Below are 22,955 nucleotides of genomic sequence, written 5' to 3'. Positions count from 1 at the left end.
GATGACAAGGCTGGAGCAAATGCTTCCTTGGAATTGGACGTCGCCGACCGTCGACGCTCAAGCAGCCTGACCTGCGGCCCTCACCGTATGCTTACGTTCTGGGCGGTGCGATGGAAGTTTCGATTTTAGGTTTGCTCGGAAGGGGGAGCAATCACCGGTTATACGATATTGAAAGCTGTAATCGCCTCACTAAGGCGGCTCGCCCAAAAGTGCGCGCGATGAACGCCGTCAAGGGCGAGCCTGCTGGGAAAACTCCTCGAAACGTCGCTTTCGGCCGTTGTTCTCATGGAGAAATTCATGACGCGTTTAGGCGTGGCCGGTTCAATTTGTGTCCTATATCCATTGCATTGGTGCGGTCTCAGTAGTCTCTTCGTTTGCAATGGGAGAGATTCACATCTTTAGGCATGCAAAGCCAAACGGTAATGGGCAGTTTCCAGTAAGCCACTGCTTCGTTGACCAGGTACTCGTGCTTGAGGCATGCTTCCGGAGCCACCTTACAAACAAGAATGATCGCCGGCATCCGCTCGGTTGCAGCCGAGTACAACATCGCTTGCCCTATGGCTTCGGCCCACTTGTGCGTCCAGTCGACCTCGATAGCAAGCCTATTCGTCAAACAGTCTACCCGCGTCCCGTTCGGTAAAACGCGCTCCTGCGCCATGTCGGTGCAGAACCTTGCTCGATACTCACTTTCCGTTGCGGCATGGGCACCGAAGGCAGAGAGTAAAAATAATGACGGTGAAAGCAGATATCTCATATGGCCACATAACCACGTGGCGAGCGTCAATCAAGATATCTTGACTCCAACCAAAAAAGAGAACATTTATAGAACAAACCTGAGTGAGACGATTATGGCAGACGCAGAAAAAATCATCGTTGTGCAGTTTAAAAAAGGACGCAACGGAATTGTGCCGGGCGAAAAGCGCCTCGCAACTAGCGTCGCTTCGGCAGAAAAGATCGCGAGCGGCATGGCGTCTAGAAACATCGGCGTTGCCGCCTACGCGGTTACAGTCGACGAGGAAAGCGGCGACATGGCCAACCCAAGACTGTTGGTACAGCACGGCGAAATTGCCGACCTGATGCCAGAGTAATTCACCGGCGCGACGGCGCGCGCCAACCACCCATGAGAAGTCTTGCAGCTCTGAAACAGGAGAATAAGAACGTGCGCCGAAAATCAGCAGAACCGGGTTTTATCCGAGATGCCCGGTGAAGGAACATACCTGCTATCCGATCACGGCGGTGAACCTGTTGGCGTACTGTGCGAGGAGTGTGAACTGCTCAGATTCATCAGCACCGCAGAATTGATGATCGAGTACGGCGATCATTCGATGCCTGCCTTGTTGAGCAAGATTTCAAAGGATGTCCTGAAATGTCCGAAGCCAACGGAAGGCTTCTCGGGAAGATGCACGCTTACCTATTATGCTCGCGCCGACAGCTTGATCGCGAAATTGAAACAGGAGAAGGAGCCGGTCGTTAAGGTCGTAGACGTTCGGAGTTGGGAGGTGGTGGTTGCCAAGTGCAACTATTGCGGCCACGTTTCAAATGTCCCGCACTGGCAGCTACGACGTGTCGCCAAGGTAGATATGACGATTGACGACCTCGCAAAGCGGCTGAAGTGCAGGCGATGCAACGTCAAGGGTGATGTGAAAATCACCATAGCCAAGATGCCGAGGTGACTATGTGCAATTTATATCGCGTTCACACGCATCAAGAGGCGATCCGTAACATCGCCGGTACGATGCAGGAAAGGCTCAACCTGGAGCCAGATGTCGAGGTTTACCCCGACAGGCCGGCACCTGTGGTTAGAAACTTCGACGGTGGACGTGAGTTGGTTGGTCTGACTTGGGGCATGCCCTCGCCTACGTTTGTTACAGACGGCAAACCTGACACGGGCGTGACCAACATTCGAAACGTAGGCTCGCCTCATTGGCGTCGTTGGCTGCAGCCAGATAGCCGTTGTGTCGTGCCTTGGACAACCTTCTGCGAATGGGAAGACACGAAGCCACGGAAAACAAAGCGGTGGTTCGCAATCAATGAGGAAACACCACTGGCGTTCTTCGCCGGCATTTGGACCGAATGGAACGGTACGCGTGGCTCGCTGAAGAACCCACGCGAAGGGCAGCACCAGTTATTCGGCTTCCTCACATGCGAGCCGAACGAAATAGTCAAACCGATCCACCCGAAGGCGATGCCGGTCATTCTGACGACGAAAGAAGAAGTTGAGATTTGGCTGACCGCGCCATGGGAGGAAGCGAAAGCGCTTCAGAGGCAATTGCCGAACGATGGGCTGGTGCTTCTGCCAGTCGAGGAAGAGAAACAACAACAGGATCTATTTGTATAGGAGGCAGAGATGCAAATCCGCCAGCGCATCATGGATAACCACGGTATTTACTACCGCGATACGCTACATGACGGCAGCTTCGAGCGCCCAGAAGCGACGACGCACGACGAACTCGACCAGCGCTTGCTCGACGAGGTCGACGGCGACTCCAATCTGACAAGCTTTACCGGTTTTCTCACAGCCGAAGTTTTCGATGATGAGGATTACGTTCGAACCGGAGCGACATTGCAGATGCTCTTCAGTACGCGCAAAGAACTTGCTGCCATCCTCTACGACAATCCGAGTCTAACAGGAGCATTCATAGAATGGGTAGTTTGCAGATCTCCGGAAGAGGCATTGGAACAATGGAAAAAGAAAGTTCGCCTCCCGCAATTGAGGGAGACGTCATTTGACCCGATGATAACAATGGAGACTTTGGTGTAGCCATGAGGAACTAGGAGACGTTCGACGATAGCGTTTGCGAACTACCCTGGTGAGCATCGCTAGTGTCTTACGGCTGATCGCGCAGGCACACACGCCGAAAGTCGGTATCTGTCGCCAACTCCGAAATCTGTTCCCTATTGGCTAAAATAATCCAGTAAGGCATGTGGCGCACGCAGTCTCGTAACCGAGCTTCTGAGGCAGCGGTCTCTGCTCCTGCGCTAGCACGAACACATCCTAGCTCTGACCAACTGTCGAGCGATTTCTGAAAAGTAACCTTTCGAACTGGGTCTACATAATAACCTCTCGCCGCAATGGTGTAGATCGCGGGCGGCTTCTCATTAAATTGCGACCAAACTGGAGATTGTTTCGCTTTTAAACGCCCTAATACCTTGGCCGCACATATAGGATCGTCCTCGTCGCACTTCTCCATGTCGCACACGGGCAGTCGTATACGAGCGGTTTCATTTTTTGTGTTTTGTGAAGGCGAACCATCTTGCTGGTTCAGATAAACTATGACCTGCGGAGTTACCACGATAGGTCGCTGGTCACATCCCGCGACCAGCAGGACCCCGGTAGCCCACACCATACTACGCTTGAGACCCGCTTTTTTGCTGTCAGTCATTACGCCCCTTCTGGTTTTTCGTTCGCTTCTCTCCTTCAGATTTTGCTAGGCGCAATTCATGCTCTTGGGACATCTTCAGTACATTGTTGAAGTGTTCGTTTTGCAAGAATGCGAATTCTTCGAGTACCGGGTTGATTGCAGTATGATAGCCGATAATTCGAAGATTATCGGTGCCGTCGCTGAAGGTAAGCGTATGTCCCCGTTTTTCTACGTTCTGGCGCTCGACATGCTTCTGGTAAGAACCACCGCCACCAAAGCTGACGCCGAAGAGCGAAGCGGAGCCGGACCCGCCCGCTTTGAAGTCACTTTCATAATCATACTGCCAGTCTTGAGAGCTGGTAAACACGATACTGAGGCCACGGCAAACAACCAGATGCGTTGGAAAAATCCTCAACGTACCCTTTTCGCCAAGCCATCTGTTAAACAGCTGGAAATTGCTTTTTATCAGAGGGTTGTCGAAGACTGAGGGAGTAAACCATGTGTCAGCATTATAAGGGATCGCAATCAGCGCCTCTGCCGATATAGTTACGGTTTGCGCCGACTTGAAATCTTCTTCAATTTTTTTGTGGGAAGACGCGTTCGCTCTAATGCTTACCGGTCCGTAGCTTACACCGCCGGATGTGTTCCAGTCTTCAGTAATTGATTCTGAGGACTCCGAAGTTTTCTCCACCTTTGTACTGAGTTTTCCAAACTGCCCCTTAGATATGCTTTCGATGGACATCAAAGGAGTCATCATAAATTCATTTATGAAGAGGTTTGAATCGAATGCTTCCTTGCTCGCAAAATAGACGACGTTAAATTTCTTTGCCTCATCACCGTACGTTTTATCTTCAAATCTCGGGTAGCGCATAGTCGCGGCAGGACTGATCACTTTTTTATACGCCTCTAACAACGCCTTGTGATCGGGATTGTCGTACTGCTGATCTCGCAGGCCGAGTTGCAGCGCAATCTTCATACGCATTTCTTCTTGGAGATTGAGTAATTTGTAGCTATCTGGCTGACCTTGTAACCAGTGGGTGTTTGCAACCACATCGCCAGAATCTATCCCCTTCAGTTTAGAATAGGCGCTCCATTTCTCAGCGAGCTTGGTGCCTAATTTCTCCTCTTTCTCAGACAGATTTTCTATTTCGACTTCGAGTTCATCGATCCTCGCGACTACATCGTCATCGAGTTCTTTCTCTTCCACCAGGGTCAGCGCCCGCGACAAAAACGTTTTGTATTCTTCAGAGAGTTGCGTTCGTAACTGAAGGCCAACGCTCAGATTGCTGCTGGCAGGGACCGGTTCCAAGGCAGCGTTAAACGCCTGGTTAATTAGCCCGCGTGCGAACCACTCATATTCGGTCGAGACATCAAGCGGAATTGCAGTAGCTTGAATCTGGTATTTTCCTCCGGCGGAGAGTTCGCCTAAAGAGGCTTTAATAATAGAATAAAAGTGATCGATGGATAACGTCCAGTCTGCGAGGACGTTGACTTCAGTTACGCCAGCCATGCTAAACCCTCCGATGATTTACACTGGAGGATACTCATTTAACTACTACTGTCTACGTAACGCTTGCCAGTATAAGTAGCTGTTTACGTGTGTCTGAGGTGTACTACGTAGAGTTCTAGAGCGCGAAGTGTTTGCCCATCTGCTCAAAATGAAAAGTAATTTCTCTTGTGCAATCGTTAGACCGTGGACACGATATCAAGCGAAAAAAAGCCGCCCGGCTTAAACCGGGCGGTCTTTTTATGTTTCAAAGCAATGGCAGGTTGGGAATACTTGGGTCTTTACCATCAAGAATGACGACTTCGCCAACCTGTTTTCCATCGCCGCCACGGATTGTGTAAGTGAGCGACACCGACGCCATGGGGTAGCGGCCGAAAATCTCTCTGACCTCTGGCATGTCATTCAGCGAAATCATGAACCTCCCTTTGATTGTGCTGAGACGTTCCGCCATCTCTGCGAAATCTTCTCGCCTGAAGACGTTCTTTCCATAGTCGTTCTCGCACCCGTAGTAGGGCGGATCGAGGTAGAACATCGTTCCCGGCCGATCATAACGATCAATGAATGAACGCCAGTCCAGGCACTCGATGACGACACCGGCAAGCCGTTCGTGAACCTCCTCCAGAATAGGCGTAAGCCGAGAAACGTTAAATCGCGCACCACCTGTCGTGTCGACACCGAACGTGCGGCCCGTGATCTTTCCGCCGAACGATAACTTTTGCAGGTAGAGGAAGCGCGCCGCCCGCTCCAGATCGGTCAAGGTCGAAGGATCGCACTTGCTCAACCGCTCGAATTCCCTCCGCGACGTAATCTGGAATTTCATCACCTCCAACAATTGCGGGTAATGGCGCTGCAGGATGCGAAACAACGTCGCCACGTCGCCCGAAATGTCGTTGATCACCTCCGACCGAGGAACCAGGCGACGGCGGAAGAAAACGCCGCCCATTCCTGTGAATGGTTCGGCATAGAGGTCATGGGGAATTTGCTCGAGCATCGACGCGATACGCGCTGCAAGTTGCTTTTTGCCGCCAAGATAGGCGGCGGGAGGAGACACCGGGCGAACCTCGGAAAACAGAAATGTATTTTGCATTTGTCTAAGATCATCTTTTCTGACAAACCGCCCCGGCCTGCGCAGGCGAAGGGTGCGGCAATGATCTTTGATGTTGTCGGGCGGGGTACGACGCCAATCTGCACCCGCTGTTGCAGCCGCGAGGCTGCGGCCACCCGAAGGCGGCAGATGAAATGGGCCGGATGGATTAACAACCGGCCCATTGATTTCCGAAGATCAGGCGACCTTTTTGCTAAACCAGCGCTGGAAGAGCACTTCCGTGCCGCGCGGTCCTAAGTAGGCGAGGGCGGCGATAAGACCGGTTGACGCCGGCTGGCTCATGCCGATGTAAGACGCAACGCCTTCACCTATCAGCGCCATGCCCACGGCGACGGGGAACTCCCAAAGCAATTCGCGCCCGAAGAATTTCCGGTTGCCCTTTCTGGCCTCGTTGCCGTGCCACATGAAGCGGCCGGCAAGTGCGCCGATGATTGTTGTGAATGCCCCGCCGCCCCATGCGGTGAGCATTTCGTTGAATGAGTTGAACTTGTCCACCTTCAGCCCCCACGGCTTCCTTGAAGCCTTCGATTTCTATTTCCGGCAGGCAGGGTCTTGCATGCACTGCTGGTTGTTTGCGTGGATTGCCGGTCCGGCCGCTGCATCCTGCGATGCAAGTCGCGCCGCCTGCGGATCGGCAAACCGTGTCAGTTGGTAACCGCTTCCGTCAGTCGCAGGCGCTGTCAGGCAGCCCGCTAACCCGCATGAAAGCAAGGCAACGGTGGCGAGGCGTAAGGTCGCGAAACGACGCATTGTTTTTCTCCATGTCAGTGATGCGATTGAGCGCGTTCTTGGCGGCTTTCAGCTCAATCTCGGCGCGCTCGGTTGAGCGGCCTACGGATTTTCCGAGGTGAAAGGCACCGGCAGACAGGGCAACGGCGCACGCCATCGCCCCGGCCGCAATTTTGAGCCAGGTGGTATCGAGCGCAAACATCAGGCCAACACCTTTATTTGCTCGTTGACGGCCTTGGTATCCAGGCTCTTGCGCCACAGGAGGAAGACGACCACCCCGACGAAGGATAGAAGCACCAGAGCAAGGTTCTGCCATGGCATGGAGCCGACTGCCGCCAGCCCTGAAGAAAGCCCGCCACCCGTCACCACGGGCACGATGACCTCTTTCGATTTCCACCACGGGGCATCGAGGCTGGGAGGCGTGACCGCGACAATCGTTTCTTCGGTGACCGGCGCAGCCTTCACCACGGCGCTGGGGTCTTTGGGCGAGAGGCCGACCAACATCAGATGGATGGCCGCTCTGGTTTGCGGACCGTCAAGGCCATCCAGATTACCCTTGTAGAGACCGGCTGTTTTCGCCTTGCCCTGAAACCCGCGAATATCGAGAGGGCTAAAGCCAAGCACGACAAGGCCGAGGCGGGTGTAGCAGGCGAGGCGCTCGGCATACCCGTTCAAACCTCCATTAATCCGTAGAGTGATCATTTCAGGGTCGTTGCGATCCGCGTAGCGGTTGAGGCTCTTCCTATCGGGATTGCCTTCATCCCAATACCAGATGGCGGAAAGCCCTTCCCATGGATCGGAGTTGATAAAGTCAGGATTTGAACCGAAATCAGGCGGGTTAAGCCCTTTGCGTTTGCACCAGTCATAGAAGGCGCGGATGTTGTAAGCGCCAGTGACCTGTATCGGGCCGCGCCCACGGTTCTTGTAACCGTCGCCATCGGCTTCAGGCGTATTACCCAAATCGGTGCGGGTGTCATACCGGGCCTGCGCGGGCGTCGGCCCCCAGACTTCCCGATCATAGCGGAATTCGCCACTTTCGTGCATGAGCTGCGCGACGAAAGCGATGGCCCGATGCGGCAGATGGAGACCGAACTCCACCGCGTACCTGTCCAACGCGATCATGACCGAGTTGAGGTTGCTTTCATTGACGCGCGTTTTCGCAGCCGCGCGCACGTGCGCGGCGGTTACAGCTTTCATAGTCATGTCCTTTTGAGATTTACCCGAGAGAGGGAGGGGAGGGAGCCTTGCGGCTCGCGCGCGAGGTAGAGCCTGGCGCGACCAGGTCACGATTGCGACCCGATGAGTGCGACCGCCGCAAACAACGCGGCCAGCCGTTTAATCAGTTTTCATCCGTCCGGCCGAACCGGCGCGGTGTAAGGAATGAGGATGGCGTTGCCGGCGTACCGGGCGCACTGTTCGGCGCGACCTTGCCGGCGCTTTCCGATCCTGCGTTGCCGGTATCAGTACCGGCCGACCCGTCGCCGGCATCGTCGCTTTTTTCCGTCGATGACTTGCCATCGTAAAGTTTGCCGGAGATGGCTGTGGTGAACGTGCCTTTCGCCACATAGCGATGCGTCGCGGTGTCGATGATGAAAGGAACGCCATCGAGACCCGGCCGAATGCCGGCATAGAGAAGTGGCGCACCGGCACAGATGGCTTCGTCTCCAATCACAGTGACGGACGTGGTAGCCTCGCCACGCTTTAGGCTCTTGGCTTTCGACTGCGCCGCCTTGTCCGCCTCGTCGGGCGAGGAGAACGGCTCTGGAATACGATAGACGCTATCGCCTTCCGCATCCGCATCCGCCTCGATTTCCACCCGCTGCGCTTTGTCGCTGTCCTGATAGTAGGCAACGACCTTGCTGTATTTGGTGCGGTCCCCGTAATCATATTTCAGCGTGCCGAGCTGCACCATTTCAGGCGTGACGATCACGCTTCCAATGTTGGTGCCGCTGGCAGCTTTGCCCGATCCGAGTTTCGAGAATAGCAACCGACCCTGTTTGATCGAGAACAGGCCGTTGTGACGTTGCGCCAGGCGGCGCAGAAAATGCAGGTTGCTTTCATCCTGCTGGCCTATCCACGGATAGACGAACTTGGAAAGATCAGGGTCGATTGCCGGTTTCAGCCCGCTTTCATTGGCGATCTGTGAGACGATATCGCCAAGCGATGTCTTGTCCCAGGCGCGTTCCTGCCGTTCCTTCAGCTTGCCGCTTCCAAAGTCCACAGCCTTGCCAGAGAGTGACAGACTGTAGGGGAGGCATGACAGACTTGGCTTGTCGAGTTTGAATAAGCCCATGTCCCGCAGGTTGGAGCCGTAGCCCATCCGCACCGCGATCAAGGCACCGGTTGGAGGAAGAGCAAGGAATTTTGGCGGGCCATCGTTCAGGTCGATATCGACCGTGTCAGACTTCAGACCTTCCTTGTCGGTGATCGTGAGGGATTTCAGGCGCTCATAGAACGCACCGGCAACAGGCGCACCATCAATGGTGATTTCGACACGTGGATGCATGGCTTAGTCCCAAAGGCTGACAAGACGCGGTTGCGTTGTCGTTGACGATACGATTGGCATGTCGATCTTTGTGCCGATCGGCAGCACCGCCCCCATCGAAGCGAGGCCGGGATTTGCATCGAGAACAGCCTCGACGACTTTTTCAGTACGGCCGTAATGGGCGAGGCAGGCAAGATCGACGGTCTCGCCTTGCCGCGTGATGTACGTGTTTGACATGGGAAATCACCGGAAGAGGTCGGAAAGGAAGCTGGTCGCGCGATCCAGAAGTGAGCCTCCGGAGAGCGGCACTGTGTCCGGCTGTCGTTTCAGCTTGATGGCGTAGGCATTGCGGGCGGCGACACCACGGGCATTGTGAAGCGACTTGTCTTCTTCGATCCCCTGGACGGTAAAGACGCCACGGATGACACCTTCGGCCGCGTCGCCCGTGACAAGCATCATCGGCACGCCGGCCGATGCTTCGGCAATAATCCCATCGAGCTGCGATTGCCCGCCAAACTCTTCAGTGAAGACGACGCCGGATATCGTGATTTCGTCGGACGTTGGCCCGGTCCACTGTTGTGGATTGAGAGTTTGACCGACAGGGATTTCAGCCCATGCCGTGTTGAGGGATCGCTTGATCCCCTGATAGCCGAAGCCAAGCGCCTCGAAAGCGAAGCCGCCGAGCATCATTGACGTGTTACCGGACATATTTTACCTCTGGCGTCGCTTTGATGAGAAAGAGAGGAACAGCGGTGAAACCTGCGTTGATGATTCCACCGCTGTTGATTTTCGCGACCGTTGCATTTGCCGCGCCGAAGCAGAGTTCCAATAGCGTTGCCCTGCAGCTCGGCACGGTTTTGGCGGCGGAAGAGTTTTGCGACCTGTCCTACGATCAGGAAAAAATCGCAGCCTACATTGAGAAAACAGTTGCCGCCGACGACATGGAGTTTGCGTCACGCCTTCAGTTGATGACTGACGGCAAAAAGTTTCAGCAAGAAAACATGTCGAAAACTGCGAAAGCTGCTCACTGTGTACAGATACGGCGGGTCGCCAAAACGAACGGCTTTATCCGTTAAGCGCGTTAGTCGCTAAACGAACTTTCCACGCCCTGCCGGACCTTTTCGCCGACCTGCGCGGCCGCTGCGTTGCCTGCCGCCTGTGGATCGGAGACACCGGTAATGCTGATCTGGTTGTGAACCGCCACGGTGACAGGCTGCTGGTTTGTCACCCGAACATCCTGCGTGCCGCTTGGCTTGACCATTTCCGCGATTGACCCCGCATCAATGCGGGCAAGAACGGGACCATCACCACCGGCAGGCGCGGCCGCTCCGGAACCGCCCGCACCGCCGATGGCCGCATGCTCGCGGAAACTGAAGTCTGGCTTTGCAGCATCCCCCAGCCAGAACCGGTCCCAGCCCGAAACCCCTGTCGCGTCTTTGTTCAGCCCGAATATCTTTTGCAGGGCTTCTTTGAACTTCGCCTGGTTGTTGACCTGGTCCTCAAACGTGTCGCCGGGTGTGTCGCCTAGCGATTGTACGCTCATGCCCAAAGCAGCCTGCGCGCCAAAGCCTTTCAACCACTGCCCGGCCTGGCTGTACCATGGCAGAACGTCAGGAACAGCGCCGCCACCTTTTGGAGTGGATTTGCCGGCTGACTTTTTGCCACCGCCATCCAAACCCGGAAACTCGCTCAAAGTCCCGATTGTCTTCAGGATTGAAAGCGCGGTGCTGGCACCCGAGAGCAGAAGAAGCGCCCCGGCCAGTTTGCGGATTGTTCCGGCAAGCAGCGCGATGCCCGCGCCCCATACGAATAGCTGAAGGCCGTAACCAGACATTTCCCCCAGAAACTGCGCAAGCGGATTGTTCTGAACCGCATCGCTCAATTCGCGGATTGAAGCGCCCCATTCTTTCGCCTGCATAAACAGTCGACCAAGGTTGTCGCCGGCGTTCGGATCGACACGGCCGAGCAGGAGGTCGCCGAGATCGTTCACGAAATCCCGCATTCCACCGGTGTAACCAAAGCCTTTAATGAAGCCCTGAAAGGAGGTGCTCAGTTCATCGAAGATAGAGACCCGGTTACCGAGGGTGTCCAGAACATCGTTGACGCCTTTTGCGCCCTCTTTGATCATCGGCAACATGCTGTCGCCAAACTCGGAGAAGATGTTGGCAATCCTGTTGCCCGTCAGATCGAGAATGTTCCGCGTGGTGCTGGATCGCTCGACAAACTCGTTGAAGGCAGACCCGGCATACTTCGATCTGTCAGCGACACTGCCAAGCGCCTTGTCCAGCAGCTCGATATTGCCGACCAGCGGCATGAAGGCGCTGGCCTCATCCCCGAAGAACTCGGACAAGAGCGCCGTCTGCTGATGCTTCGGAGCCTTGGCAATCGCCGTCAGCACCTTGCGCATCGTTCCCTTGGCGTCTTTCTGCATATCCTTTGCGATGGAAGGCAGATGCAGGCCGAGGGCCTTGGCGGCTTCTTTTTGCGACTTCTTGGCGAAGTCGCCACGTGCCAACGCTTTGATAACGTTCTTCATAGCCGTGCCGGCCGTGCTGGCATCGGAGCCGGCCGCGATCATGGCGCTACCCATGGCGGCAACATCTTCTTTCACAAAGCCGCTCATCTCACTGATGGAGCCGACGCGGAGCATAAACTCTGTGACTTCCTTGGCCTTGGACGCCATGTTGTTGGAAAGGTGGTTGATGGCATCGGCGAAACTGCCGGTTTCGGCCACCGATAGACCCAACTGCGTTTTCAGCTTGGCCAGGCTTTCGCCGGCCTCGCCAGCGCCAAGGTCGAAGGCGATACCCACGCGCGCCGCCATTTCGGCAAAGTCGCGCAGCTCGTTTGTGGCGATGCCACTTTCGCCGGCAGCAGCCCATAGAGCGGCAACATCCGTTGCGGCCATGGGAACTTCTTCAGACATACGCCGAATGCTACGGCGCATGTTTTCCAGCTGCTCGTCGCTGGCTTCGACAACCTTTTTCACATCAGCAAAGGCGGACTCGAAATCCATGGCAGCGCCGGCCGTCGCGCTCATGCCACGCGATGCGCCGAGGTAGCCGGCACCCAGCGCGACCGCCTGGCCAATCAGTCCACGCATCGGCGCGAAGGCCGTCATCTGCTGGTTTTGCAGACGGTCGAGAGTGCGAAAGATCGGAGCGGATTTCGCGACCACATCTTCGAGAAGAGAGATGCGCAGGGTGCTTTGCACGACAGACATTTATTGCCCCATGATCTTATTCAGTTGACTGACCTTTTCGAAGTAGGCCAGCAGTTTGGGAGGGGGCCACCGCTCGATGACATCGAGCGATGTGTGGCCGTATCGGGCGACGAAAACGACGATCAGTCGCCAGTCGTGTTGTTCGTCTTGTCGTTTCCCAACAAGCCACCGGTCTTGCTGACGATCTTGGAAAAGTCCTTCGCGCCGATCTTCTTGAACACAGGAAGGGGCGTGTCGGAGATCGCCGCGAGAATGGCGGTCATCTTTGCGAGCTGGCCGGTCATCTGATCGCCAACGATCAGGTCACCCACAGTTGGCTCGCGGAAGGTCAACTCGGTGATTGTGGCGTCGCCGTTGGCGAGGGGCTTGGACAGGGCGACAGTTACAGTCTCGGTCATGGTAGAACCTCAAAGAAATGGCCCGCACGAAGCGGGCCGAATGGAAGGGAAAATTTGCGGGAATGGGCAGCGCGGGCTTATAGGAGCATCGCGCTGCGAATGTCGGCGTATTGCGACACGCCGCCGACCTTGAAATCGAAGTCGTCAATCTCGTAGATCTCGTTACCGTCGATTTCGAGTTTGTAATAATTCACGTCCACGGCGTAGTCGTTCTCGGCCAGGTCGCCACCCTTCCAGGTGCCGGCGTCAGGCTTGTAGAGTTTGCCACGAATGGACATGACGGCACTGTGCGTGGTGCCATCCTCATCGACCAGCGCGCCGGTAATCAGGAATGGCGTGTCTTCAGAGCCGGGTTTCAGGCCGAACAGCTTCAGGATGGCCGGATCGAGACCCGGCATCTTGAAGCTGAATTCCAGCGCATTGTAACCAAGATGAATATTGCGTTCCTTGATCATGCCGGCGTTGCGCATCGTCTCGCGCTTGGCTTCCGGAACGGGCGGCGTGATGTCGCCGATCTGGCCGATCTGGCTTTCGCGATCCGCCCACAACATGCAGTCGCGGAGGATGTAACGAGGAAGATTTCTTTCTGCCATGTCTGGCTACTCCTTATGCGGCAACCGCAAGCGGGCCGGTTTCGATAAGCCCATTCACTTCGTCCAGCAGCAGCCGGTAGTAGAGAATGTTGCGATGAGTGGTGATGTGGATTTGCTCCATGATACCGACCGGCTCGAACTCGACATGGAGGAAGAGCTTGCCATTCGCCATCAGGGTCGGGTCGTTCAGGGCAGGGAACCAGCAACGGCCACCAAGGATATCTTCGTTGTTCTTGAAGACGCGGATCGCGGCATTGCCGTCCTCCATCATCATCTTCAAATTGCCCTTGGTGAATTTCCGGTCGACGTAGTTGAAATAGATGTCTTCCAGGGACTCGTTGATCATGTCGGCCGTGGCGCGAACGCTATCGAACTGCCAAAGCTGGTCATCTGTCGCCAGACGACTGCCCCATGTACGGAAGCCTCCACGCTCATTGATGATGGTCGCAACCTGCTGTTCGTTCAGGTAATTCGCATCATCCGGATACATGATCGTGCGGGCAACGCCGTCGATGGTGCGAATGATCTTGTTCGAAACCGAACCAGACACACCCTCATCGGAAGCGACGACACGGGACCGGACGCCGGCGAAGACTGCCGCCTGCGGCTTCGTTACCGGCACGCCGTCAACGTTCTTGATGACCTTTGGATCGATGACCAGGATGCGCCCGCCATTGATCGTGCGGCGGAAGCGTAGGGCTTCGGCATTGGTCGTGTTCGGACCACTGATGTAGCCACGTGCCCGGATTTTCGGGGTAATGGCGTTCAGCGCCGAAACGAACGGGTTTGCGACATCACCGACATTCGCAGTCGCCTGCGGCAGCACCTTGGCAGCATCCTCGCCGCCGCCCTCGAACGTGATAACGGGCGGCTCAGAAAGCTTCTTGCCCGGCTGGGTCACCGTGACAGAAACCACCTTGCCCGCATTCACGCCTTCGCCAAGGACGGCAACCAGCGTGGGCAGCTCCTTGCCGGGATCATTGCCGCCACCCGTCGCCGTGACGGTTGGCGCTTCGGTCATTTTGGAACCTGCCGCCGTCAGGGAGACTGAGACAACCCCATCTTCGACCCACGAACCAGTATTTCCGGCCGTGATGACGACGCGCGGCTGATAGCCGGTGATACCCTTGGCGCGGAGAGCGGCAAAAATGCCAGTACGAGACACGGCATCGCCAAGCAAATTTGCCTGCAACACGGCCGGATCGTCGCTGTGCTCAACCCGGTTAATGATGCACCACGATCCGCCTTCGCCGAATACGGTCGTAATATCTTCCTGAATCGTGCCGGCAGCGCCAAGCAATGCAGCCCCGGCAACTGAGGTGACCAGCGTCGGGTAGTTCAGCGGAAAAGTCGCCTCATCAGCATCCGGCGCAGTGCCGTTGATGAAAGTAATGCCCTGGCGCTGGACACGAAGAAGCGACGGGGTTGCCGCGCTTTCGGTCAAGGTCACGCCATGCGCATAGGCTAGGTCAGCCATTATGGTCTCCTATAGAGGTTTCAGATTTTTGGGGGAGGGTGCCGGCTCAAATCCGGACAAGAAGGAGCGCGCCGCCAGCGAGGGCGGGGCGCGTGTTCAGGGATTACGAGGACGAGTTAAGGCCAGTAGCTCGCGTTCGTGGCGAAGTCGGCCGGGATCGTGTCCATATCCTTTAACTCGCGAGCAGCGAAGATATGATCCTGCTTGTGACCGAGCGCCGCGTAACCGAAGCGCATTGCGGTTTGGGCATCCATCGGATGGGTGCTGTTGTCCGCTGCAATCCACCGAAATTCCGACGGGGCATTGGGATCAAGAAGGCGTTGCCATGCGAAGTTGCCAGCCTCGGCGCCGAAAAGGGTTATGGCGTCCGTTGCTGCCGCTTTCGCGCCCGCGATGTTTTCGCGATCTTCCGGGCGTGATTGGTAATGCACCCCTTCGAAGACGAAGCCGGCATCAATCCGGCGATCCCTTTCCGCGTCAACTTGCCGTTCCGTTATGCCGGGCGAAACGTAGGGAGGGATCGTGTTCACCCGTTCCCCGTGCTCATCGAACTCCCATTCGTAAACTTGCTGCCGTAACGGGTTTTCCATGGCGTCGGGGATTACGTAGGTTACTCCTGAGATGACTGCCTCAATCAGGCCATGACGATTGTAGCCGATGACTTCCATTCTAAATCTCCGACATCAATCTGTATGTCGCCTGCAGTGCGAACGCATCACCGTTACTCGCCGATACGATTTCAAATCGTAAGATGTTGTCCGCTGACACATCCGCCCACCCGTAACTCGACAAATTCGCACCTTGCCCGAGGCCAATGAACTGAATTGCCGGTATTACCCGTTTGGGAGTTATGTACTGCGGCACGTTAAGGGCTTGCCCGCCGCCCGTCGCAAAAAACCGAGCGTAAGTGGCGATAACCTCATGGTACCGATAGCACATCGCCCTCGTCATAGAGTGATGAACCGCAGCGAACGGATCAGGCTCAAGTGATGCATCGCCCTCGACAAGTGACATATGGGAAATGTCATAGTTGCCCGCTGTCCTTGGTTGAAAATCCCAGAACACGCCGAGGTAATCACCTCCGATTGTTCCGAGCAATTTTCCGGAGATAGGCGGCACGTTGAAAACTGCCTTGCGTTCCGTCGTACTCGGATCGAAAGTTTTTGGAAGGTCCAGCGATATGGCGGGTGTGATGACAGACGGACTCGGAGAGCCACCACCGCCAAAATGCTGGATAACAGAGCAACTAAGCGTTCCGGGTCCGTTCGGCGTGGAGAAATATCCGCGCGCGGAGGCAACCTTTCCCGCCAAGGTGTGAACGCTCTCAACACGTTGTAGAATTCTGACGTATCCAGTCGTGGGCGCGGCTGCAAAGATCAGTCTCAGTTTTGCGCGAGGCGAACTGGGTACATCCGTTTGACCTGGCACTTGTGCTACGTGGTTGAATGTGACCGGCTGGTTAGTTTGATTGTCGATGATCCATCGATCACATGTAAATTCAGAAGTACCCGCAGGGATCGTTTTGTTTCCCCAAAAAGCATAGTCGAAATCACCGTTGATCAGCTTATTCCGATTGGCGGACATAAACCCAATATCGAGGTTTGCCCGCGCTTGGGCTTTCTGAGCCTGCGTAAAGGATTGAGGAGCATCAACTCCAACCTTCTTGTCCAGCGCCACCTGTTGCGGCGTGCTGACAGGCTTATCCGCATCGGCGGTGTTGTTGACTTTGTCCAGGCCAACGTCTGCCTGTTGAAGTTGGATATCGCCAGAAAGCTCTTTTCCGTTCACCTTCAGGGTGTTGGAAACCTTACCTGCAAGACCATCGGTCAACGCCTGCGCTGTCGCATAGTAGGCTGGCAACTGTCCTCCAAACTTCAATGTGTCCGGAGCCTTGCCACCGATGATGATCTGGTCGATCTGCTCTTGCGCAAGGTCGATTGATGTTTTCAGATTGGCAAGCTGCGGCGCAACGGTCACTTGGACGTAGTCCAGCGAAGCCTGAACACCCTGTGCAATCAGAACCTCGAAAGATGCTTCCAGCGCCTCGCGCGCAACAAGGCGCTCGTGCAGGTCACCCATCGTTTCGTTCCACACATCACGATCAATGCGGGTGGGTGGATATGACGGGATTTGATAGGCTTCAGACCTCTCTGGCATATTCAAGCACCTCGTCGCCTTCCTGCTCGATGACGGCGCGGACGACTTTTCCGCGCATGTCTATTTCGTTCAGCGGCCTGTAACTAAACGGCCCGAGCTTTACCGGGCGCGTCAGTTTGACCGTGTAGGTTTTTTCCGGGTCGATCTGGAAAGCCATTGGAACCCCTTAGAGAGCGGCAATAAACGCGTCCTGCACGAAGGGCACAGACGCGACATTGTTGGTTGTTGCGGACGGGCGCATGCGGGCCGCGTTGGCTGCTGCACCCAAGGTGTAGTTGGAAAGATACGTTCGCCGCGTCGGCACCTGTGGATCGATGGTGACTTCGGTCGAGTCAGGATTGACCACCGTGTTGCCGACCATGATGGCAGGCGTGAAGGTATGGCGATCCGGATCGAAGGAATCTAACGTGTACTGCGTTTGCACATGCGTGGTGGCAAAACCGAAAGCGAGGCTCTTGGTAACAGCACGCATGCTGTTGCGATTGCGGGCAACGCGAGAAATCGCCTTGTCATCAAGCTGGATCATCGGTTGCAGATCGGTCGTGCCCATCATGACCATGCGCAATTCCACCGAGGCCGGAAGGCCAACGAGGGGATTGGTTGCAGGGTCGCCATCATCCAGTTCAGTCCAGACGTTGGAACCCGAAGGCCGGATTTCCCAGCCAAGCTGGCAACCACCCGGCACCCATCCTGCAAACAGCATGTCGATCTGCGTCATGCCATCCGCGAGGTTGAGCGCCCGCATGGGAATAACCGTGCGCGGGCTGCGGTAACGGGCCGCATTCAGCCTGAAGCAGATATCGGTTTCCGTTGACCCCTGCGCGAACGCGCCGTCAGTCGTGAGGAACTGCGTGCCGCCCGTGTATTTGTTCGACCCCGAGCTATGCAACGCATGCGCGCCGGTCGTGACAGTAACGAAGGCATACCGCTTGCCGCTTTCCAGCAGCGTGATGGGCAATTCTACCTTGTTCCACCCGACCTTCAGATCGGCATGCTTCAAGATACCCTTTGCCAGCACAGCATCAAAGCGTGGAACGCCGCCCGTGGTGGTTTCCACGATCAACACATGCACGTCGCCGTCATCGCCAACGCGGGCAAACGACAGATCAAGGCTGGTCGCCTGCATCGGTTGAGCGACAAGGAATGTCTGGCCGTAGATCGACCCGTTGAGGCCGATTTGTTCGGTGACGTACTCCCAATAGACCTCGTTGTAAGACTCGTAACGGAGCTGACGGACACCGTACTGCTGATGACCAGGACCACCATTGGCGCGGATATCGACAATCTCGAAATCTTCGCCGTTGATGTTGAAGATTTGGCCGACACGCGCATCGCCGCCGAGAGCTGACCAGCCGGCCTGGTTCTCACACGCCCACTGTGTTGGGCCATAGGTGATGCGGACGCGCGAGGCTTCCTTGCGCACAGCCGTGATTTCGGTGTGCTCCAACTGCGAAATGTTCAGGGTGCCATCAAGCGCCGTGTTGGCAATGCGTGTCACCTCGTCAAAGGCAGGCACCATGCGACGACCACGGAAGTAGATCTTCGGATCGTCTTCCGCCTGCACCTCGAGTCTTGCCTGCGCTTCCGCAGCAAACCCGAACCGCACGCCTTCTTCAATGCGCGCCAGCCAGTCGATGTGCGTCGTTTCCCAACGATCAAGCACCAGGCCGTTGTCGAAGACGTAGGCGCGGGCCTCGTCAGGCAGATCGACTTTCAGGCGAGCTGCACCGATATCGCGCTGCATCTGCCGGATGATGACCGGGCGCGGGATTTCCGTCAGAGCTGCTTTGATGTTGACGATCTGGGTTTCAATCGTCTCGGTCCGCATGAAGAGGCCGTCGAGGTCGACTTCCAGCGAAGCCACGCGGCGTTCGACCTCAAACAGCGTTTTCACCCGCGAGCCGTTGCCCGGCTCGATGGCTTCAATGCCCGACGATGTCAAAAGCACGTAGGCAATACATGCATCCGTTGTATCGACGACAGGCTTGACCGGGACCGGGTTTGCCTCGCCGGGCTGCACGATCAGTTCGACAACGCGGCGGATTGTTTTTGGTGTCGTGCGATTGACGACGACACTTGTTTCCGGGTCTTCGGAGGTCTCGAAGGGGCGCGTCGCCGTTTCTTCCACTTCCTTGCCGCGCAGCAGAACAGCGACCCAGCGCTGATCTGAAGCGGCAACAGGAATGTTAAGCTGCAGATTTACGTCCGTTGGCGCGTCCTGCGCGTAGACGATTTTACCGGCGACATACCTGCCGGCCGAGACTGTGATTTCCTGCGCGGATTTCTGGCTCACCGTGAAGGCCGCCCAATGCGCGGGATAACCAATCGCGTCTAGCCAGACGCCATCGGTCGCGGCCTGCGCCTGCTCACCAATGGCGTTGAAGTCAGCGTGATCGGCGATTTCCGCGTCTGAAAGTAAAGTGCGTTGCATGTGCGGGTTTCCTCAATCCAGCCGCGTGCGGTCGATGTAACCGCCGAAGACATGGCTTCCGTCGATGAAAATGTTGTCGTTAAAGGTGATGCCGCGCCGCCATGCGAAGGACACCGAATAGAGCGATTCCGGCGTCTTGGCGGTGACCATCGCCAGCTTGGCGCGGCGGATGGGCTCAAGGTTGATCGCAGTCATTGCCGCCCGCCCGAAGGCGCTGCGGCCGATCTGAAAACGGTTCTTTGGTGCCTTCAGGGTGACGCGCACCAGGTAGTGCGCAACGAAGGGTCTATGTGCGACCGGCGTCCGGCCGATGATTGCCCGGCCGAAGGTAAAGCGGCTTGGATGGGCAATGCGGTCCACGATCTGCGCGTCGACAAACGCAAGGTAGCGTTTCAGGCCGGCAAGCGTTCCCTTCAGGGAGGCCAGCGGTGAGGCTGGGAAAAGCGTCGAAACACCAGCGCACTGCGCAATCATTTCCCGCTTGCGCTCTTCGGTCCAGTCATCGAACCAGAGGTCGACCGAATGATGAACCGCGAGCCATGGCAGGAACCTTGCCGGCGTCTGGTATGGGTCCATCAGCACCGCGTAGGGGATCGGCAGATCGTCCAACATCGCGCCGGCAAGCGCCTGCTCGACCGGGTCAGATAATGGTGGAAGCAATACGCTGACATCGCTCATGTCCGAACCTCGACCGTGATGGTGAGGCTGGTCATGACCGGCACCTTGTAGGGGTCTGGCTGGATGATAACGGGCGCAAGATCACGCACCCGGATAACCCCTTCACCAAACGCAGCACCGGAAAGCAGCGCTTGCGGGATTTCGCCACCAATCAGGATGCGAGATGTCGCAACTTCCGTGACCCGCTTTTCCGCTTCCTGCCGGATGATATCGGGTGACGGCCCAATGGTCGGCACCTCAAGAACCAGTGACACGGCGTATTCGGTGCGCGCGGCCGACATGACCGAAATGGCAACGGCTTCCGGCGCGCGGTCCGGATGCGTCACCGCAGCCCGCACAAGGGCCAGTTCCTCATTTGTCGGAAGCCTGCCCGCTGGGCCGATGACAACGATATCCGTGTCGCCGGCACGTCCATGGACGGCGCGACCGTTCACCCGCGCATCCCAAAGCCCAAGGGTCTTGTCGGTTGATTGCGGCCAGGCCGTCCAGGCGTCGAAGAGGTAACGGCCGGAAGAGCCAGCAGCAGCCATATCGAACGACAGGAGATAGCGACGAAGCAGGGCGTCATCGCTTTCCATGATCGCGGCAGCACTTGGCGTGGCCGGGGCAACGACCGCCCGAACAATGTTTCGACCAGCGACAACGGCATCGAGGTTGCTGCCCTTGGCATAGGCCGCAAGCAATGACCGAAAGGTGTCGTTGACGCGCTGTCGATCCATAAGCCGCAGGTAAGACCAGGCTTCACCGACAATGCCGGCAGGATCGGTTTCAAGGTTTTGCACGTCATAGACAGGCAGGGCCGGGTTGATGACGCGCTGCTCATTCCAGAACGTGAGAAACCGCTCTTTGAAAGCGGAATACAGCGTCTCGAAATCCAGCGCCTCGATTGCGTCGGGTGCCGGCAGGCGCGAAACGTCGATGCTTGTTGGCGCATAAACCACAAATGTCATGATGATCTGCCCGCAATGACGACCCGCACGCTTTCATCTTCCGCAATGGAATAATCGCCGCGATGGCCGAGAGGATAATAAACGCCGTGAATTTCCAGCGAGATCGCGCCAGTCGGCCCGGCGCTGGTGACTTTGCCGAACCGCATGCGAAAACGCGGCTCCCATTTCTGGATGGCGGTGGCAGCGGCGGAATAAAGAGCCAGGACGTTGCGCCTGGTCATTTTCGCGTCCACCAGGTCAGGCAGATCGGAACCGAAGTCCCGGCGCATGACGCGTGAACCTATCGGCGTGGTGAGGATTTTCCGGATCGACTGTTGCGTGTGGCCCCAATCAGTCAGGGGTGCGCCGGTTACGGCGTTGACGCCGGTTGAGCTTGGCATCCGCTTGCCCCTTTTCCTCGATTTCTGAAACGACATCGCCGAAGGGCGGCGTAAGTTCGCGCGCCTGGTCGGCAGTCAATGGGATGGGTTCACCGGCCGAACGCCAGCGCCCGGCAATCTCGCAGCCGGTGCGAACACGATAGTTTTTCATGGGGTTCCTCAGTCTACCGCGAAGACTTTGCTTGACCCTTCAATAATCGGGTACTGGCCTGCCGATGAGCCGCGCGTGACCTCGACCAGGTCGCCGATGCGGGCCACGCGCTTTCCGCCGTCACCGCCGAGCTGCACATTGTCAGACTGAACGATGACCTTCGGAGCGGTGATTTTCACGACCTCGCCCGTCGCCTCGATGACAGCGTCGCCAATCTTGATGTGAAGCGGCGTATCGCTGTTTTCGCGGGCGTTATCATCGCTGTAGGTCGAGAAGTCGATTTGCGCGTCAGCCAGTTCGCCGCTTTCGGACACCACGTCGACTTGCTCGCCGATGCTGTAAAGCACATCGACCTTGACGCCACCGCCTGCCAGCGTGCGCGGCTTGATCCATGGCGTCAGGTAGGGGGCCTCACCCTGCCGTGACAGCTCGACGCGATACTTGCTCTTGTCGTCGCTGATTTCGGCAATCTTGCCCTTGCGGCGACGGTTGCGTTCGCGCCGCTCGATATCGGCAATCCGGTAATTCAGTTCCTCGATATGGTTGACGAGCCAGTCATCACCTTTCATGGCGCAATCCCTTCGGCCGGCGTCAGCAGCATGGCATCCGCTTCGGTGTAGACCATGCCGTAACGTCGCATGGCGGCGATGAGGTCTTCATTGTTGCCGGCGATCTGCTTCAGCATGACTTCGATCTTGCCGGCCATGTCAGGCTCACGCGCGATCAGGTCGCTTTCGCACTTGGCGAAAAATGTTTCCATTGGAGAGCCCGGCTTCAGCGGTTGGCCGGTAACAGGCTCGGCGACGGCCTCGACGGTCAGCTTAATTTGGTGCGCCGCCAGGCGGATGCCATTCGTGTCACCGCTGATGCGTGCGCGCTTGCATTTCTCAAACCTGATAATCAGGCTGTTCAGGATCGCTGCCCACTCATTCTCTGGATCGGCGATGGCGTCGGCAATCTGGCGAAGCGTTATGTCGAGATAAAATTCGAAGTTCGCATCGGTGGCAGGCAAGCCCGCCATAAGAACTTGTTCATCCGTGACGGGATCGGACGTCACATGCGCCGATGCAACGCCGGCCTCAAACACAAGATCGACTTTGCCGTTTGCGATCAGGGAGCGAATGCCGAGGCCACTCACTTGCTCGGTATCGTCGGCATAGACGGACACGAACTGTTTTTCCTTGGGTGTCTGAAGCGCGCCGTCTGCGGTGGTCTCCAAAGCGCCAATCTCGCTATCGAGAACATTCTCGCCAACCAGCGTGCGACCCTTCAGGGCTTGGACAGCGCAGATGCGCAAGGCAATACGGACAAGAGACATGGAACCTACCG

28 protein-coding genes are annotated in these 22,955 nt (G+C 56.7%); 5 read left to right on the top strand and 23 right to left on the bottom strand.

Features of this window, described 5'->3' with window-relative positions; genetic code table 11:
* The first annotated feature begins 848 nt into the window (after positions 1 to 848).
* From ACIQT8_RS14340 to ACIQT8_RS14325, 4 genes are all read left to right on the top strand, one after another.
* Entirely contained in the window at positions 849 to 1,088 is a 240-nt protein-coding gene (locus tag ACIQT8_RS14340) for a hypothetical protein (RefSeq protein WP_400966392.1), read from the top strand.
* Positions 1,089 to 1,196: 108 nt separating this feature from the next.
* Complete coding sequence (locus ACIQT8_RS14335; RefSeq protein WP_400966318.1) at positions 1,197 to 1,673, top strand: hypothetical protein; 477 nt, start codon at positions 1,197 to 1,199, stop codon at positions 1,671 to 1,673.
* Positions 1,674 to 1,675: 2 nt separating this feature from the next.
* Entirely contained in the window at positions 1,676 to 2,338 is a 663-nt protein-coding gene (locus ACIQT8_RS14330; protein ID WP_400966316.1) for an SOS response-associated peptidase, read from the top strand.
* Positions 2,339 to 2,347: 9 nt separating this feature from the next.
* Positions 2,348 to 2,761: a hypothetical protein gene (locus ACIQT8_RS14325; RefSeq protein ID WP_400966313.1), complete on the top strand. Its 414-nt coding sequence runs from the start codon at positions 2,348 to 2,350 to the stop codon at positions 2,759 to 2,761.
* A gap of 67 nt (positions 2,762 to 2,828) precedes the next feature.
* Here the strand turns inward: ACIQT8_RS14325 and ACIQT8_RS14320 are convergent, their stop codons facing one another.
* The 9 genes from ACIQT8_RS14320 to ACIQT8_RS14280 all read right to left on the bottom strand — a co-directional run bounded on the left by ACIQT8_RS14320 (position 2,829) and on the right by ACIQT8_RS14280 (position 9,896).
* Positions 2,829 to 3,383 carry a hypothetical protein gene (locus ACIQT8_RS14320; RefSeq protein WP_400966310.1) on the bottom strand — a complete coding sequence of 185 codons (555 nt, stop codon included), beginning with the start codon at positions 3,381 to 3,383 and terminating at the stop codon, positions 2,829 to 2,831.
* Positions 3,376 to 4,872 carry a hypothetical protein gene (locus ACIQT8_RS14315; protein ID WP_400966307.1) on the bottom strand — a complete coding sequence of 499 codons (1,497 nt, stop codon included), beginning with the start codon at positions 4,870 to 4,872 and terminating at the stop codon, positions 3,376 to 3,378. Before ACIQT8_RS14315 ends, ACIQT8_RS14320 begins: the two co-directional genes overlap by 8 nt.
* 244 nt (positions 4,873 to 5,116) lie before the next feature.
* A complete protein-coding gene (locus tag ACIQT8_RS14310; RefSeq protein WP_400966305.1) occupies positions 5,117 to 5,956 on the bottom strand; it encodes a DNA adenine methylase in 840 nt (279 codons plus the stop codon).
* A 195-nt stretch (positions 5,957 to 6,151) separates the two neighbouring features.
* Positions 6,152 to 6,442: a phage holin family protein gene (locus tag ACIQT8_RS14305; RefSeq protein ID WP_400966389.1), complete on the bottom strand. Its 291-nt coding sequence runs from the start codon at positions 6,440 to 6,442 to the stop codon at positions 6,152 to 6,154.
* Positions 6,443 to 6,638: 196 nt separating this feature from the next.
* Positions 6,639 to 6,905 carry a hypothetical protein gene (locus ACIQT8_RS14300; protein WP_400966302.1) on the bottom strand — a complete coding sequence of 89 codons (267 nt, stop codon included), beginning with the start codon at positions 6,903 to 6,905 and terminating at the stop codon, positions 6,639 to 6,641.
* Complete coding sequence (locus ACIQT8_RS14295) at positions 6,905 to 7,900, bottom strand: glycoside hydrolase family 19 protein (protein ID WP_400966299.1); 996 nt, start codon at positions 7,898 to 7,900, stop codon at positions 6,905 to 6,907. The genes ACIQT8_RS14300 and ACIQT8_RS14295 overlap by 1 nt, the downstream gene beginning before the upstream one ends.
* A 142-nt stretch (positions 7,901 to 8,042) precedes the next feature.
* Positions 8,043 to 9,209 carry a phage late control D family protein gene (locus ACIQT8_RS14290; RefSeq protein WP_400966296.1) on the bottom strand — a complete coding sequence of 389 codons (1,167 nt, stop codon included), beginning with the start codon at positions 9,207 to 9,209 and terminating at the stop codon, positions 8,043 to 8,045.
* A gap of 3 nt (positions 9,210 to 9,212) precedes the next feature.
* Positions 9,213 to 9,425, bottom strand: a complete 213-nt coding sequence (locus tag ACIQT8_RS14285; RefSeq protein WP_400966293.1) for a tail protein X — start codon at positions 9,423 to 9,425, stop codon at positions 9,213 to 9,215.
* 6 nt (positions 9,426 to 9,431) lie between these two features.
* Positions 9,432 to 9,896, bottom strand: a complete 465-nt coding sequence (locus ACIQT8_RS14280) for a phage tail protein (protein ID WP_400966291.1) — start codon at positions 9,894 to 9,896, stop codon at positions 9,432 to 9,434.
* A 56-nt stretch (positions 9,897 to 9,952) separates the two neighbouring features.
* Between ACIQT8_RS14280 and ACIQT8_RS14275 the strand changes: the two genes are divergently transcribed.
* Positions 9,953 to 10,264 (top strand): hypothetical protein, encoded by a 312-nt coding sequence (locus tag ACIQT8_RS14275; protein WP_400966288.1) that lies wholly within the window; start codon positions 9,953 to 9,955, stop codon positions 10,262 to 10,264.
* A gap of 5 nt (positions 10,265 to 10,269) precedes the next feature.
* Here ACIQT8_RS14275 and ACIQT8_RS14270 read toward each other — a convergent pair whose 3' ends face one another.
* The 14 genes from ACIQT8_RS14270 to ACIQT8_RS14205 form a co-directional block, all read right to left on the bottom strand.
* Positions 10,270 to 12,411, bottom strand: coding sequence for a phage tail tape measure protein (locus tag ACIQT8_RS14270; RefSeq protein ID WP_400966285.1), 2,142 nt, complete (start codon positions 12,409 to 12,411; stop codon positions 10,270 to 10,272).
* Positions 12,412 to 12,533: 122 nt separating this feature from the next.
* Positions 12,534 to 12,809 (bottom strand): phage tail assembly protein, encoded by a 276-nt coding sequence (locus ACIQT8_RS14265; RefSeq protein WP_400966282.1) that lies wholly within the window; start codon positions 12,807 to 12,809, stop codon positions 12,534 to 12,536.
* Between the two features lie 77 nt (positions 12,810 to 12,886).
* Entirely contained in the window at positions 12,887 to 13,402 is a 516-nt protein-coding gene (locus ACIQT8_RS14260; protein WP_400966280.1) for a phage major tail tube protein, read from the bottom strand.
* 13 nt (positions 13,403 to 13,415) lie between these two features.
* Complete coding sequence (locus ACIQT8_RS14255) at positions 13,416 to 14,879, bottom strand: phage tail protein (protein ID WP_400966277.1); 1,464 nt, start codon at positions 14,877 to 14,879, stop codon at positions 13,416 to 13,418.
* A 116-nt stretch (positions 14,880 to 14,995) separates the two neighbouring features.
* Positions 14,996 to 15,547, bottom strand: coding sequence for a hypothetical protein (locus ACIQT8_RS14250; protein WP_400966274.1), 552 nt, complete (start codon positions 15,545 to 15,547; stop codon positions 14,996 to 14,998).
* A 1-nt stretch (position 15,548) separates the two neighbouring features.
* Complete coding sequence (locus tag ACIQT8_RS14245) at positions 15,549 to 16,958, bottom strand: hypothetical protein (RefSeq protein ID WP_400966271.1); 1,410 nt, start codon at positions 16,956 to 16,958, stop codon at positions 15,549 to 15,551.
* 61 nt (positions 16,959 to 17,019) lie between these two features.
* Entirely contained in the window at positions 17,020 to 17,193 is a 174-nt protein-coding gene (locus tag ACIQT8_RS14240; RefSeq protein ID WP_400966268.1) for a hypothetical protein, read from the bottom strand.
* A 9-nt stretch (positions 17,194 to 17,202) separates the two neighbouring features.
* Positions 17,203 to 19,467, bottom strand: coding sequence for a hypothetical protein (locus ACIQT8_RS14235; protein WP_400966264.1), 2,265 nt, complete (start codon positions 19,465 to 19,467; stop codon positions 17,203 to 17,205).
* A 12-nt stretch (positions 19,468 to 19,479) separates the two neighbouring features.
* On the bottom strand, positions 19,480 to 20,145 hold the full coding sequence (locus tag ACIQT8_RS14230; RefSeq protein ID WP_400966262.1) for a phage tail protein I: 666 nt from the start codon (positions 20,143 to 20,145) through the stop codon (positions 19,480 to 19,482).
* A complete protein-coding gene (locus ACIQT8_RS14225) occupies positions 20,142 to 21,095 on the bottom strand; it encodes a baseplate J/gp47 family protein (RefSeq protein WP_400966259.1) in 954 nt (317 codons plus the stop codon). The genes ACIQT8_RS14230 and ACIQT8_RS14225 overlap by 4 nt, the downstream gene beginning before the upstream one ends.
* Positions 21,092 to 21,475, bottom strand: a complete 384-nt coding sequence (locus tag ACIQT8_RS14220) for a GPW/gp25 family protein (protein ID WP_400966256.1) — start codon at positions 21,473 to 21,475, stop codon at positions 21,092 to 21,094. Before ACIQT8_RS14220 ends, ACIQT8_RS14225 begins: the two co-directional genes overlap by 4 nt.
* The gene (locus ACIQT8_RS14215; protein WP_400966253.1) at positions 21,426 to 21,626 is read right to left on the bottom strand and encodes a hypothetical protein; all 201 of its coding nucleotides are present in this window, start codon (positions 21,624 to 21,626) and stop codon (positions 21,426 to 21,428) included. Before ACIQT8_RS14215 ends, ACIQT8_RS14220 begins: the two co-directional genes overlap by 50 nt.
* A gap of 8 nt (positions 21,627 to 21,634) precedes the next feature.
* Entirely contained in the window at positions 21,635 to 22,195 is a 561-nt protein-coding gene (locus ACIQT8_RS14210; protein WP_400966250.1) for a hypothetical protein, read from the bottom strand.
* Positions 22,192 to 22,944 (bottom strand): hypothetical protein, encoded by a 753-nt coding sequence (locus ACIQT8_RS14205; protein WP_400966247.1) that lies wholly within the window; start codon positions 22,942 to 22,944, stop codon positions 22,192 to 22,194. Before ACIQT8_RS14205 ends, ACIQT8_RS14210 begins: the two co-directional genes overlap by 4 nt.
* Positions 22,945 to 22,955: the final 11 nt, after the last annotated feature.

Source organism: Agrobacterium sp. NPDC090273 (assembly GCF_044772305.1).
Lineage (GTDB): Bacteria > Pseudomonadota > Alphaproteobacteria > Rhizobiales > Rhizobiaceae > Agrobacterium.
The sequence above is the reverse complement of the archived record's forward strand: the minus strand, read 5'-3'. Positions and strand labels throughout refer to the sequence as shown.

Excerpts from the sequence above, each read along its gene's own strand:
- ACIQT8_RS14340 (WP_400966392.1), top strand. The coding sequence starts at position 849 with ATGGCAGACGCAGAAAAAATCATCGTTGTGCAGTTTAAAAAAGGACGC.
- ACIQT8_RS14335 (WP_400966318.1), top strand. The coding sequence starts at position 1,197 with ATGCCCGGTGAAGGAACATACCTGCTATCCGATCACGGCGGTGAACCT.
- ACIQT8_RS14330 (WP_400966316.1), top strand. The coding sequence starts at position 1,676 with ATGTGCAATTTATATCGCGTTCACACGCATCAAGAGGCGATCCGTAAC.
- ACIQT8_RS14325 (WP_400966313.1), top strand. The coding sequence starts at position 2,348 with ATGCAAATCCGCCAGCGCATCATGGATAACCACGGTATTTACTACCGC.
- ACIQT8_RS14320 (WP_400966310.1), bottom strand. The coding sequence starts at position 3,383 with ATGACTGACAGCAAAAAAGCGGGTCTCAAGCGTAGTATGGTGTGGGCT.
- ACIQT8_RS14315 (WP_400966307.1), bottom strand. The coding sequence starts at position 4,872 with ATGGCTGGCGTAACTGAAGTCAACGTCCTCGCAGACTGGACGTTATCC.
- ACIQT8_RS14310 (WP_400966305.1), bottom strand. The coding sequence starts at position 5,956 with ATGCAAAATACATTTCTGTTTTCCGAGGTTCGCCCGGTGTCTCCTCCC.
- ACIQT8_RS14305 (WP_400966389.1), bottom strand. The coding sequence starts at position 6,442 with ATGCTCACCGCATGGGGCGGCGGGGCATTCACAACAATCATCGGCGCA.
- ACIQT8_RS14300 (WP_400966302.1), bottom strand. The coding sequence starts at position 6,905 with ATGTTTGCGCTCGATACCACCTGGCTCAAAATTGCGGCCGGGGCGATG.
- ACIQT8_RS14295 (WP_400966299.1), bottom strand. The coding sequence starts at position 7,900 with ATGAAAGCTGTAACCGCCGCGCACGTGCGCGCGGCTGCGAAAACGCGC.
- ACIQT8_RS14290 (WP_400966296.1), bottom strand. The coding sequence starts at position 9,209 with ATGCATCCACGTGTCGAAATCACCATTGATGGTGCGCCTGTTGCCGGT.
- ACIQT8_RS14285 (WP_400966293.1), bottom strand. The coding sequence starts at position 9,425 with ATGTCAAACACGTACATCACGCGGCAAGGCGAGACCGTCGATCTTGCC.
- ACIQT8_RS14280 (WP_400966291.1), bottom strand. The coding sequence starts at position 9,896 with ATGTCCGGTAACACGTCAATGATGCTCGGCGGCTTCGCTTTCGAGGCG.
- ACIQT8_RS14270 (WP_400966285.1), bottom strand. The coding sequence starts at position 12,411 with ATGTCTGTCGTGCAAAGCACCCTGCGCATCTCTCTTCTCGAAGATGTG.
- ACIQT8_RS14265 (WP_400966282.1), bottom strand. The coding sequence starts at position 12,809 with ATGACCGAGACTGTAACTGTCGCCCTGTCCAAGCCCCTCGCCAACGGC.
- ACIQT8_RS14260 (WP_400966280.1), bottom strand. The coding sequence starts at position 13,402 with ATGGCAGAAAGAAATCTTCCTCGTTACATCCTCCGCGACTGCATGTTG.
- ACIQT8_RS14255 (WP_400966277.1), bottom strand. The coding sequence starts at position 14,879 with ATGGCTGACCTAGCCTATGCGCATGGCGTGACCTTGACCGAAAGCGCG.
- ACIQT8_RS14250 (WP_400966274.1), bottom strand. The coding sequence starts at position 15,547 with ATGGAAGTCATCGGCTACAATCGTCATGGCCTGATTGAGGCAGTCATC.
- ACIQT8_RS14245 (WP_400966271.1), bottom strand. The coding sequence starts at position 16,958 with ATGGGTGACCTGCACGAGCGCCTTGTTGCGCGCGAGGCGCTGGAAGCA.
- ACIQT8_RS14240 (WP_400966268.1), bottom strand. The coding sequence starts at position 17,193 with ATGGCTTTCCAGATCGACCCGGAAAAAACCTACACGGTCAAACTGACG.
- ACIQT8_RS14235 (WP_400966264.1), bottom strand. The coding sequence starts at position 19,467 with ATGCAACGCACTTTACTTTCAGACGCGGAAATCGCCGATCACGCTGAC.
- ACIQT8_RS14230 (WP_400966262.1), bottom strand. The coding sequence starts at position 20,145 with ATGAGCGATGTCAGCGTATTGCTTCCACCATTATCTGACCCGGTCGAG.
- ACIQT8_RS14225 (WP_400966259.1), bottom strand. The coding sequence starts at position 21,095 with ATGACATTTGTGGTTTATGCGCCAACAAGCATCGACGTTTCGCGCCTG.
- ACIQT8_RS14220 (WP_400966256.1), bottom strand. The coding sequence starts at position 21,475 with ATGCCAAGCTCAACCGGCGTCAACGCCGTAACCGGCGCACCCCTGACT.
- ACIQT8_RS14215 (WP_400966253.1), bottom strand. The coding sequence starts at position 21,626 with ATGAAAAACTATCGTGTTCGCACCGGCTGCGAGATTGCCGGGCGCTGG.
- ACIQT8_RS14210 (WP_400966250.1), bottom strand. The coding sequence starts at position 22,195 with ATGAAAGGTGATGACTGGCTCGTCAACCATATCGAGGAACTGAATTAC.
- ACIQT8_RS14205 (WP_400966247.1), bottom strand. The coding sequence starts at position 22,944 with ATGTCTCTTGTCCGTATTGCCTTGCGCATCTGCGCTGTCCAAGCCCTG.